Here is an 11,750-nt window from a genome sequence, read left to right as displayed (position 1 = left end):
GCGCGACACTGAGGTGTGCGGGTCGAGGAGGATCCGCACCCGTCGACCCGACAGGAGGCGCCCGTGGCCCTGCTCATCACCACGATCCCGGAACTCGTGACGAACGATCCCGAGGCGCCCGACATCCTCGGCGTCATCGAGGACGCGGCCCTGCTCGTCGAGGACGGCACCGTCGCCTGGGTCGGACCCGAGGCCTCGCTCCCCGCCGAGGTGCGCGCCCGCGCGCAGGAGACCGTGGAGGCCGGCGGCGCCGTGATCCCCGGCTTCGTCGACAGCCACAACCACCTCGTGTTCGCCGGCGACCGCTCCGCGGAGTTCGCCGCCCGGATGGCTGGCGAGTCCTACTCCGCCGGCGGCATCCGCACCACCGTCGCCGCGACCCGCGCCGCCCCCGAGGCCGAGCTCGAGGCCAACCTCGTCCACCTCGTGGAGCAGGCGGAGCGCTCCGGCACCACGACCTTCGAGATCAAGACCGGCTACGGGCTCACCCTCGCCGACGAGATCCGCGGACTCGAGATCATCCGCCGCCACACCGACGAGGCGACCCTGCTCGCCGCCCACGTCGTGCCGCCCGAGTTCGCCGCGGACCCCGACGGCTACGTCGACCTCGTGATCGAGGAGATCATCCCCGCCGCGGTCGGCCTCGCGAAATGGATCGACGTGTTCTGCGAGGAGGGCGCCTTCACCGAGGAGCAGACCGCGCGCATCCTCGCCGCCGGCGTCGCCCACGGGATGCGCCCCCGCCTCCACGCCAACCAGCTCACCGCCGGCGGGGCGCTGCAGCTCGCCGCCGCCCACGGGTGCGCCTCGGCAGACCACGCGACCTTCGCCTCGGACGCGGACCTCGCAGCACTCGCCGCCGCCGGCACCGTCGTCACCCTGCTGCCGGGCGTCGAGTTCTCCACCCGCCAGCCCTACCCGGATGCCCGCCGGTACCTCGCCGCCGGGGTGACGCTCGCGATCGCGAGCGACTGCAACCCCGGCTCGTGCTTCACGAGCAGCCTCCCGTTCTGCATCGCGCTCGCCGTGCGCGACATGCACTTCACCGTCGAGCAGGCCGTCTGGGCCGCCACCGCCGGCGGTGCGGCCGCCCTCGAACGCACCGACGTCGGCCGCCTCACCCCCGGTGCCCGCGCCGACCTGAGCATCCTCGACGCCCCGTCCTACCGCCACCTCGCCTACCGGCCCGGCGTCCAGCTCATCGCCGAGGTGCGCCGCGCCGGTGAGCGGATCGCCGGCTCCCCGGTGAAGAACTCAGTCGAAAGGGCCACCCGATGACGCAGAACTCTCCCCGCCCCGACACGAGTGCACTCGCCGGGCCTGCGGCAGTCGACCTCGACCCCGACGGCCTGACCTTCGCGCAGGTCGTCGCTGTCGCCCGCCATGACGCGCCGGTCCGCGTGCCCGAACGGGTGCGGGAGTCCGTCGCGGCCTCCCGCCGTGCGATCGAGGCGCTCGCCGATGCCCCGCGCCCCGTCTACGGGGTGTCCACCGGGTTCGGTGCGCTCGCCCAGCGCCACATCCCGGCCGCCCTGCGCACCCAGCTCCAGAAATCCCTCATCCGCTCCCACGCGGCCGGTGTGGGCGACCCGGTGGAGCGCGAGGTCGTCCGTGCGCTCATGCTCCTGCGCGCCCGCACGCTCGCCACCGGGCGCACCGGGGTGCGGCCCGAGGTGCTCGACACCTATGTCGCGATCCTCGACGCCGGCATCACCCCCGTCGTCCACGAATACGGCTCGCTCGGCTGCTCGGGCGACCTCGCCCCGCTGTCGGCGTGTGCGCTCGCCGCGATGGGCGAGGGGCCGGTGACGGTGCGGGGCGCCGACGGCACGGAGCGTCAGACCACCGCGGCCGAGGCGCTCGCCGCCGCCGGCATCACCCCCGTCGTGCTCGCGGAGAAGGAGGGCCTGGCCCTCGTCAACGGCACCGACGGCATGCTCGGGATGCTCATCCTCGCGCTGTTCGACCTCGAGAACCTCCTCACCACCGCGGACCTCACCGCCGCGATGAGCGTCGAGGCCCAGTACGGCACCGACCGGGTGTTCATGCCCGACCTCCACACTCCGCTGCGCCCGCATGCGGGGCAGGCGGCGAGTGCGGCGAACTTGCTCACCGCGCTCGCGGGCTCCGGGATCGTCGCCGGGCACAAGGACTCCACGCACCTCGTGCAGGACGCGTACTCGCTGCGCTGCTCCCCGCAGGTCACCGGGGCCGCCCGGGACACCGCCGCTTTTGCCGCGCAGACCGCCGCTCGCGAGCTCCGTGCCGCGATCGACAACCCCGTGGTGCTGCCCGACGGCACCGTGTCCTCCAACGGCAACTTCCACGGCGCCCCGCTCGCGCACGCGCTCGACTTCCTCGCGATCGTCGCCGCCGACGTCGCCTCGATCGCCGAGCGCCGCACCGATCGGTTCATGGACGTCGCCCGCAACCAGGGCCTGCCGCCGTTCCTCGCCGGGGACGCCGGGGTGGACTCCGGGCTGATGATCGCCCACTACACGCAGGCGGCGATCGTCAGCGAGATGAAGCGGCAGGCGACCCCGGCCTCCGTCGACTCGATCCCGTCCTCGGCGATGCAGGAGGATCACGTGTCGATGGGGTGGACGGCCGCCCGCAAGCTCCGCACCTCGGTGACGAACCTCGCCCGGGTGCTCGGCATCGAGTACTACACCGCCGCCCGCGCGATCGACCTCCGCGCCGAGGCGCCCGGCCCGGTCACCGGTGCCCTCCTCGCCGAGCTGCGCCACGAGGTGCCCGGTCCCGGACCGGACCGCTTCCTGTCCCCGGAGCTCGCCGAGGCGATCGAGCGGGTGGCCGACGGGCGCGTCGTCGCGGCCGCGGAGACCGCGACCTCGCTCACGCATACGCTGGTGGACATCGACGGGACGGTGCTCGACGGCCGGACCGTCCCCGCGGACTGAGTGGAACGAGGAGGGCCATGCCCGAGGTGCCCGCACTGCGACGATCCGTCGCGATCCTCCGCCACCTGGCCGGGTCCAACCGGCCGGTGAGCGCCGGGGCGCTCGTGCGCGCCCTCGCTCTGCCGCGCTCGAGCGTCTACGAGCTGCTCGCCGTGCTCGAGGAGCTCGGCCTCGTCACGAAGTCCTCCACCGGCTACCTGCTCGGCGCCGGAGTGTCCGAGCTCGGCAGCGCCTACATGCGGACCAACCCGCTGCAGCGGATGGCGCAGCCGATCGTCCGCGAGCTCGCGGAGCAGACCGGCGCGACCGCCCAGCTCGCGGTGCTCCGGGGCTGGGAGACGGTGTACCTCGTCAAGGAGCAGGCGGTGCGCTCCGCGGCGGTCATCACCGCGACCGGGGTGCGCATGCCCGCCTACCTCACCGCCACTGGCCGGGCGATCATGTCCGCGCTGTCCGGACGCGAGGTCCTCGCCCTCCTCAGCGGTGAGGACGCGTTCGTCAACCGCACCGGGCGCGGGCCCACCTCCCTGCGGCAGCTCAATGAGCTCCTGCGCCGCACCCGGGAGCTCGGCTACGCGGTGGAGCGCGGCGAGATCAGTACGGAGATCACCACCGTCGCCGCACCGGTGTTCGACGTTCTCGACCGGCCGATCGCCGCCGTCGGCCTGTCGGTGCGCGCGGGGGAGCCCGGAAGGCCGGGGGACAGGAGCGGAGGGCCCGGCGGGGTCCGGTGGCGCGTGCACTGACGGCCGGGGCGCCTCGGCTGCGGAGATCGACATCGCCGGCGACATCGCCCCGCACGTCGTCCACGCCGCCGGCCGGCTCACCGTCAAACTGCGCTGAGGCCGGCGGGCTGCGCTGAGGTCGGCGGGCTGCGCTCAGTTCGCCAAGCTGCGCTGAGGCCGGCGGGCGGCGCTGAAGCCGGCGGGCCGTGCGGTGAGAGCTCGGCCGCCGCGGCTCTGAGACCGACCTGAGCCCGCGCCTCGTCTTCGATAGGGTGGCGGGACCCTGACGAGGAGGAGCTCCCGGTGACAGACCCCCCCAACGCCCCCGCCGCATCCGCCGCCGCGGCACCCACGATCCACGCGAACCCGGAGGCCCGATCCTGGCGCACCGAGCACGCGCCGGAGGTCATCGACTTCCACCGCTCGATCCCCGGCTACGCCCCCACCCGGCTGATCGAGGTGCCCGCGCTCGCCGCCGAGCTCGGCGGCGCGCGCGTGCTCGTCAAGGAGGAGTCCGCCCGCTTCGGACTGCCCGCGTTCAAGATCCTCGGCGCCTCCTACGCCGCCTGCCGTGCGCTGTCCGCCCGCCTCGGCTCACCCGAGGCCGCTCTGCCGATGGACGAGCTCCGCACCCGGCTCGCCGAGCGGGCGCCCATCGAGCTCGTCGCCGCCACCGACGGCAACCACGGCCGCGCCGTCGCCCACACCGCCCGGCTGCTCGGGCTGCCCGCGCATATCTTCCTCCCGGCCGACATCACCGCCGAGGCGAAGGCCGGGATCCGAGAGGAGGGTGCGGACGTCGACGAGCTCAGCGCCCCCTATGACGCGATCGTCGCCGCCGCGGCCGAGTACACCGACGCCGGAGAGGCCGCCGGTGAGGAGCGGCTGCTCATCCAGGACACCTCGTGGGAGGGCTACGAGGAGATCCCCCAGTGGATCGTCGACGGCTATTCGACGCTCCTCGTCGAGGCCGAGCAGCAGCTCGCCGAACAGGGGATCGAACGGGTCGACCTCGTGGCGATGCCGGTGGGCGTGGGCTCCTTCGCCGAGGCCGTCGTCCGCCGTTGCCGGACCGCCGACGGTGGGCTGCTCTCAGGCGGGACCGCTGCCGACACCCGTCGAGAGGTCAGTTCCTTTCGGAATCCCGCGGAGAACCGCAGCGAAGTGACCACTCGAGCGGCGGAGGCGCCTGCGCCGAGCGTGCTCAGCGTGGAGCCGACCGCCGCGCCGGGCCTCATCGCCTCGCTCGCGGCCGGTGAGCTCACCGCCGTGCCGACCGGGGCGACGATCATGGCCGGCCTCAACTGCGGCACCCCGTCCGCCGCGGCCTGGCCGGTGCTCCGCGCCGGGGTCGACGCCGCGGTCACCGTCGACGACGCCCAGGCTGCGCAGGCCGTCCGCGACCTCGAGGCGCACGGCGTCGACTCCGGGCCCTGCGGCGCCTCGACCCTGGCTGGGGTGCGCGCCTGGGCTGCCGAGCATCCGCTGTCCGCCGATGCCACCGTGCTGCTGTTGAGCACCGAGAGCCGCCGCGCGAATCCGCTCCCGGCAGGGATGTGAGGAGCGGTGCCGTGCCGCCCCTGACCGGTGACCCACAGCCGGCCGGCGGCCCTCAACCCGCCGGCAGCCCGCAGCTGACCGGCACCGTGGAGCGGGTGCGCACCGGATCCGTCGAAGTCCGGCACTGGTCGGGCCGCGAGATCTCCACCGGTGCCCGCAAGACCCCGCACGCCGGTCCCGTGGAGCTCGGAGCGCTCGGTCTGAGAGGCGACGCGCAGGGCAACACGAAGGTCCACGGCGGTCCCGACAAGGCCGTGTGCTGCTATCCGGCGGAGCACTACCCGCGCTGGGCCGCCGATGGGATCGCGGTCGGGGAGGACGGCTTCTTCGAGAATGTCACCCTGTCCGGTCTGCCGGAGGACGCGGTGCACCTCGGGGACGTCTTCGCGCTCGGCACCGCGCGCGTCCAGGTCACCCAGCCGCGCCGCCCCTGCACCACGGTGTCCGCGCACTGGGGCGATCGCGAGCTGCCGCGCCTCATGCAGTCGACCGGCCGCTGCGGCTACTACCTGCGCGTCCTCGAACCCGGTGCGGTGGGGCCCGGGGATACGATGGTGCTGGAGGAGCGGCTGCCGGATTCGGTGTCCGTCGCCGAGGTCAACCGCGTGATGAACGTCCACCGGACCGACCGGGAGGGCATCGAAGGCCTCCTCGCCTCGCCCGAGCTCCCGGAGAAGTGGCGCACCCAGCTCACCCGGCGGCTGTGCACCGGCACGGCCGAGGACGACTCCACCCGCCTCGGCGACTGATTCCCCACCTCGGCGACTGACCCCCGCCCACTCCGGGGCCGCCCGTCTCGGCGACTGACCCCCCGCCCACTCCGGGGCCGTCCCTGCCGCCCGACGGCGGCCGGGACGGCCCCATGGCGCGAGGTGCCCGAACCCCACGTGCCCGACCCCGCCGGCACTGCTGCCGCCGACCCCGCCCCCACCGATGCCTCCGCCGCCTGGCTGCGGGTGCGGACCACCGCCTCGGCGATCTCGAAGGGCACGGAGACCCTCGTCCACACCGGCGCCGTTCCGGACGGGGTCGCCGCGCTCATGCGTGCCCCGCACCAGCTCGGCGACTTCCCGTTCCCCGTGTCCTACGGCTACCTCGCCGTCGGAGTCGTCGACGAGGGCCCCGCGGAGTGGCTCGGCGCGCGCGTGTTCGGACTGCTGCCCCACCACAGCCACCATCTCGTCACCGCCGAGGACGTCCACCGGATCCCCGACGGGGTGAGCGACCACCGCGCGCTGCTCGCCGGTGCGGCGGAGACCGGCATCAACATCCTGTGGCAGGAGCCGCCGCGCCTCGGTGACCGGGTCGCGGTCATCGGCGCCGGGATGATCGGCACCACCACCGCGCTCCTCGCCGCGCAGATGCCGCTGGCCCGGCTCGAGGTGGTCGAGACGAACCCCGAGCGTCGCCGCCTGCTCACCGGGCTCGGCCTCACCGCCGTCCACCCCGACGAGGCGAGCGGCGACTGCGACATCGTCATCCACACCTCCGGCTCCGAGGCGGGACTCGCCCGGGCGCTCGCGCTCACCGGCGACGACGGCACGGTGGTCGAGGCCTCGTGGTACGGCACCCGCAGCCCGGCCGTACCGCTCGGCGCGGACTTCCATGCCCGCCGGCTGTCGATCGTCGCGAGCCAGGTCGGGCAGGTCGCCGCCGGCCGCCGGCTGCGCCGCACCCGGGTGGAGCGGATGCGCGCCGCGCTCGCCGCCCTGGCCGACGAGCGGTTCGACGCACTCCTCACCGGCACCTCGCCGTGGCACGCGCTGCCGCAGGTGATGGAGGAGATCAGCGGGGACACCGCGCTCGCCGCCGCGACCCTCTGTCACGTCATCGACCACACCGCCCCGGAGCCGGAGGCGCCGACGGAGTCCGGCACCGCCCCGCACCCACTGAACCCCGCAGAGAGGACACCGGATGTTCAGCCTCACCGTGAACGACCACGTGATGATCGCCCACAGCCTGCCCGACGAGTTCTTCGGCCCCGCCCAGGGCGTCCACGGGGCGACCCTCACCGTGGACGCGACCTTCACCCGCGCCGAGCTCGACGCCCACTCCGTCGTCCTCGACATCGGGTATGCCTCACAGCTCCTCGACGAGGCGCTCGCCCCGCTGCGCTACGCGAACCTCGACACCCATCCCGACTTCGCCGGCCGCCTCTCCACCACCGAGGCCGTCGCCCGCTACATCGGCGACCGGCTGGCCGCGGGGCTGGCCGAGCAGCCCGACATCGGCATCACCGTGAGCATCGTCGAGAACCCCCGGGCGAGCGTGTCCTACACCGTGCCCGGCCGCACGTGACCGTTCACCTCCTCGAACCTGCGCTCGGCCGCGTGAGCGGCGGCCTGCGCTACAACGCGGCCATCGCCGAGGCGGCCGCGCCGCAGATCCTCCGGCACACCGTGCCCGGCGCCTGGCCCGAGCCCACCCCGGGGGACACCGCCGTGCTCGCCGGGATCGTCCGCGGGCTCGACGGGCCGGTGATCCTCGACGGCCTCATCGGCTGCAGCCTGCCGACGCCGCTCTCCGGCCCGATCGTGCAGCTCGTCCACGCCCCGCTCGGCAGGGCCGCCCCGTCCGACTCCACCGCTGGCCCCGGCATCGCCCCCACCGCCGGCCCCACGGCCGACTCCACCGCCGCCGGCCCCGGCACCGACCCCAGTGGCGACCCCAGCCACGTCCCCACGGCACGCGACCGCGAGCGCGCCGCGCTCGAATCCGCCGCGGCCGTGGTCACGACGAGCCGCTTCGCCGCCCGTGAGCTGGCCGAGCTCTACGGGGTGCAGGCGCATGCGATCCCACCCGGGGCCGCACCTCGACCCGTCGCCGCGGGAGGCGACGGCGGGAACCTCATCTGCGTCGCCTCGATCGAGGAGAACAAGAACCAGCTCCTCCTCGCCGAGGCGCTCCGTGCCCTGACGGAATCCGGCACCACCGGCTGGCACGCCACCTTCGCAGGCCCCGTGACGGATCCCGCCTACGGCGAGCGCCTGCGAACGGCCCTCGCAGCACTGCCCGACGGCAGCGCCGCGCAGCCCGGTGAGCTCGACGAGCCCGCCCTCACGGAGCTCTACCATGCGTCCGACCTGCTCCTCCTGCCCTCGCGCCGCGAGGCCTTCGGGATGGTCGTGAGCGAGGCGGCCGCTGCCGGGATCCCCGCGTTCGTCACCGCCGGCACCGGCTCCGAGGAGGCACTCGCCGCCGGCCGCGCTCTCCCTCCCGAACCGGCCGCCTGGGCCGACGCGCTGCGCGACTGGCTCACCGACCCCGCCCACCGTGCGGCCCTCCGCCAGGAGGCGCTGCAGCGCCGCGCAGGCCTGCCGACCTGGGACGATGCCGCCGCTGAGCTCCTCGACCTGGTGCATGGCCTGCGATGAGCGCGTCGCCCGCACCCACCACCATGACCCCGAGCGAAGGACGCCGATGACCGCCGCCGACCACGACTGGCTCGACCTGCGAGCCCCCTTCGACGACGCCGCCCGCGAGCACTCGCTCGCCCTCCTCGACCAGGCCGTCGAGGCGCTCGCCGGCACCGCGGAGGCGGAGCCGCTCACCGTCATCGACATCGGCGCTGGCACCGGGAACTCCGCCCGCTGGTTCGACCGCGCCCTGCGCCCCCGGCTGCCCGGGCGGGAGCTGCGCTGGATCCTCCTCGACGCGGACACCGCATCGCTCCGGGTCGCCTCCCGCTCGATGCCCGACGCGACCACGGCGACCGCCCCGATCACCGAACTGCCCGCCACCGCCGCCGAGCACCTGCCCGGGGCCACCGCCGCCCATGAGTCCGACGGCGCCGCCGCTGAGCACGCGCCGGGTCCGCCGGCCCCCGCCCGCCTGCTCATCACCTGCAGCGCGGTGCTCGACGTCCTCGCCCCGGCCGATGTCGAGGCGGTCGTCGACACGCTCGCCCGGTTCTCCGGCCTCGGGCTGTTCCTGCTGAGCATCACCGAGCACTGGCCCCTCGATCCGCCGGACCGGCGCGACGCGCTCATCGAGCACGCCTTCTCCGAGCACCAGGCGCGCGAGGGCCGGCTCGGCGATGCCGGCGGGGCCGTGCTCGCAGCCGCCGCGCGCCGCGCCGGAGCCCGCGTCACCACGGGAGGCAGCCCGTGGAACCTGCAGGGACCGCGCGATCGCGAGTTCCTCACCCGTTTCCTCTCCGAACGCATCGACGCGGTCATCGAAGAGGATCCGGAGCTGCGCCCGATCGCCGCGGCCTGGCTCGCCGACAGGCTCGAGCAGGCCGGGACGGATCTCCGCGTCGCCGTCGAGCACCTCGACGTCCTCGTCGACGCCCGCGGCTGAGCCCGCCATGAGCAGCGGCAGGGGCACCGCCTCCGCGTGGCTGCGGCGGGTGCTCATGCTCGCCGTCACCGCAGTTCTCCTCGTGCTCACCGCGCGGCTCGTCGGCACCGAGGCGCTCCTCGCCGGCTGGGACGTCCTCACCCCGACGACCATCGCCGCGGCGCTCGGCTGCGGGCTCCTCGTCACGCTCGCACAGGCACTGCGCTGGACGCTGCTCGCCCGGGAGAAGGGCATCCCCATGCGGTATGCGCGGGCCGTGGCGGACTGCTGGTCCTCGAGCCTGGGGAACATGGTGCTGCCCGGCGGCATCGCCGGTGACGCGGCGCGGGTGGCGGTCTACCGCGGCGCCGGCGACCGGCGCTGGTGGTCGCCGGCGGCCGCGCTCGGAGCGGAGCGGCTGACCTCGACGACCCTGCTCCTCTCCCTCTCCGCCGTGATCCTCGCCGGCATCTCAGCGCGGTTGGCGGTGATCGCCGGCGCGGTCGCGGTCCTCGCGCTGGCCGCCGCGCTCGCCTGCATGCGCGGGACCGCCGTACGCACCGCGGTGCTCGTGTGGGGTGCGGCCGCGGTGGGCGTCGGCGCGCTGCTGGGCCTCTATCTCATCGGGATCGCGGAGCTCGGCGGACGGGTGGCGCCGGGCGCGGCAGCGGTGGGGCTCGCCTCGATGAGCGTGCCGCTGGGAGTCGGCGGCTGGGGAGTGCGGGAGATCAGCGCCGGGGTCCTCGCCGGCGAGCTCGCGGTGACGGCCGAGTGGGCGGTCACCGCGGCGACCGCCTACGGGCTGCTCGCGACGATCTCCACCCTCCCGGGCGCGGTGACCCTCCTCCTCGCGGCCCTCAGGCGCCGTCGGCCGGCCGCGCCGGCCGTTCGGCCGAGTGCGCCTGCGCCGCATCGCTGAGGACGAACTCGGTGCACACGTCCTCGCCGAACGCGTAGCGGCGGAACGGGGTGCGCATCGCCTGGGCCATGACGGGCGAACCGCGGAACCGGATCCCGGGCACCCCGTCGCCGATCAGCACCGGGGCCGAGGTGAGGAAGATCCGGTCGAGCACGCCGGCGGCGAGGAAGTCCGAGACGGTGCGGCCGCCGCCCTCGACGAGGATCGAGCCGGGCACCCGCTCGCGGACGAGCGCGATCACCGCCGCCGGGTCGACGGGCTCGCCGTCCGCGGAGTGCGGCAGGCGTGCGACCTCGACGTGATCGCCGATCCCGGCGGGCACCTCGGGGTCGGGGCCGACGAGCCACAGGGTCGGGGCGTCGGGAGAGCGGAGGACGGCGCTCCCGGCGGGGATGCGGGCGTGCGGGTCGAGGAGCACCCGCAGCGGGTTCGTGCCGGGCACCGCGCGGACGGTGAGCTGCGGATCGTCAGCGACGACGGTGCCGGCGCCCACGACGACGGCGTCGACGGCCGCCCGGAGCCGGTGGAGATGGGTGCGGTCTGCCTCGCCGGACACGAACTCCGCATCCCCGCCGCGTGCGGCGATGAACCCGTCGGCGCTCTGCGCGAGCTGCGCGACGACCTCGCTGTGCGCGGCGAGCGCGGCGTACACGGGCAGGTCCTCGGGGTCGTCGCCCACCGGCTGCCCGGACAGCGAGTCGTGGCGCATGCGGCTGCGCTTGGTCTGCAGATAGCGGACGTTCTCCGGCCGGTCGGGCACCTGGAGGGCGAGGCGCTCCGGCACCTCGACGCCGAGCCGGGCGAGCGCCTCGGCCTTGGTCGGGTTCGAGGACAGGAGCCGGATCCGCGGGCAGTCGAGCTCGTGGAGGATCGCGGCGGCGGCCCGGTAGTCGCGGGCGTCGTCGGGCAGACCGAGCGCGCGATTGGCGTCGACGGTGTCGAGCCCGTCGTCCTGGAGCGCATAGGCGCGGAGCTTCGCGGCGAGCCCGATGCCGCGGCCCTCGTGGCCGCGCAGGTAGAGGAGGATCCCCGTGCCAGCGGCGGCGATCGCCTGGAGCGCGGCCTCGAGCTGGTCGCCGCAGTCGCAGCGGTGCGAGCCGAGCGCGTCCCCGGTCAGGCACTCGCTGTGGAGGCGGACGAGCGGTGCCTCGACGGAGCCCGGGTCGCCGCGGTACATTGCCACGTGCGTGACGCCCTCACTCGTGTAGGCGCGGGTGGTGAACACACCGTGGTCGGTGGGCAGGGAGGTCTCCGACTCGAGGACGAGCGCGGGCAGGTCGTTCCGCGCCGCGCTCGGGCTCGAGTTCGGCCCGTCGTCGGGCAGGGGCAGTGAGGACATGATCA

Annotated in this window: 10 protein-coding genes; 9 read left to right on the top strand and 1 reads right to left on the bottom strand. The window is 74.8% G+C overall.

Going from position 1 to position 11,750, the window contains the following annotated elements; genetic code table 11:
- The first annotated feature begins 63 nt into the window (after positions 1–63).
- The 9 genes from hutI to C1A17_RS09815 all read left to right on the top strand — a co-directional run bounded on the left by hutI (position 64) and on the right by C1A17_RS09815 (position 10,406).
- Positions 64–1,278 (top strand): imidazolonepropionase, encoded by a 1,215-nt coding sequence (gene hutI, locus C1A17_RS09855; protein ID WP_101653637.1) that lies wholly within the window; start codon positions 64–66, stop codon positions 1,276–1,278.
- Positions 1,275–2,921, top strand: coding sequence for a histidine ammonia-lyase (gene hutH, locus C1A17_RS09850; RefSeq protein ID WP_101652820.1), 1,647 nt, complete (start codon positions 1,275–1,277; stop codon positions 2,919–2,921). Before hutI ends, hutH begins: the two co-directional genes overlap by 4 nt.
- A gap of 17 nt (positions 2,922–2,938) precedes the next feature.
- Complete coding sequence (locus C1A17_RS09845; protein ID WP_101652819.1) at positions 2,939–3,667, top strand: IclR family transcriptional regulator; 729 nt, start codon at positions 2,939–2,941, stop codon at positions 3,665–3,667.
- A 282-nt stretch (positions 3,668–3,949) separates the two neighbouring features.
- Entirely contained in the window at positions 3,950–5,206 is a 1,257-nt protein-coding gene (locus tag C1A17_RS09840; protein ID WP_101652818.1) for a pyridoxal-phosphate dependent enzyme, read from the top strand.
- Positions 5,207–5,301: 95 nt separating this feature from the next.
- Positions 5,302–5,955: an MOSC domain-containing protein gene (locus C1A17_RS09835; protein WP_219618273.1), complete on the top strand. Its 654-nt coding sequence runs from the start codon at positions 5,302–5,304 to the stop codon at positions 5,953–5,955.
- Positions 5,956–7,120: 1,165 nt separating this feature from the next.
- Entirely contained in the window at positions 7,121–7,504 is a 384-nt protein-coding gene (locus C1A17_RS09825) for a 6-pyruvoyl trahydropterin synthase family protein (protein ID WP_101653635.1), read from the top strand.
- Positions 7,501–8,580 (top strand): glycosyltransferase family 4 protein, encoded by a 1,080-nt coding sequence (locus C1A17_RS14210; RefSeq protein WP_180953282.1) that lies wholly within the window; start codon positions 7,501–7,503, stop codon positions 8,578–8,580. Before C1A17_RS09825 ends, C1A17_RS14210 begins: the two co-directional genes overlap by 4 nt.
- Before the next feature lie 46 nt (positions 8,581–8,626).
- Complete coding sequence (locus C1A17_RS14205) at positions 8,627–9,508, top strand: hypothetical protein (RefSeq protein WP_180953281.1); 882 nt, start codon at positions 8,627–8,629, stop codon at positions 9,506–9,508.
- A 7-nt stretch (positions 9,509–9,515) separates the two neighbouring features.
- On the top strand, positions 9,516–10,406 hold the full coding sequence (locus C1A17_RS09815; protein ID WP_180953280.1) for a lysylphosphatidylglycerol synthase domain-containing protein: 891 nt from the start codon (positions 9,516–9,518) through the stop codon (positions 10,404–10,406).
- Here the strand turns inward: C1A17_RS09815 and ribA are convergent.
- Positions 10,345–11,745: a GTP cyclohydrolase II RibA gene (gene ribA / locus C1A17_RS09810; RefSeq protein WP_101652816.1), complete on the bottom strand. Its 1,401-nt coding sequence runs from the start codon at positions 11,743–11,745 to the stop codon at positions 10,345–10,347. The genes C1A17_RS09815 and ribA overlap by 62 nt on opposite strands.
- Between the last annotated feature and the right edge of the window lie 5 nt (positions 11,746–11,750).

This window comes from Brevibacterium ihuae (assembly GCF_900184225.1).
GTDB classification, from domain to species: Bacteria; Actinomycetota; Actinomycetes; order Actinomycetales; family Brevibacteriaceae; genus Brevibacterium; species Brevibacterium ihuae.
The sequence above is the reverse complement of the archived record's forward strand: the minus strand, read 5'-3'. Positions and strand labels throughout refer to the sequence as shown.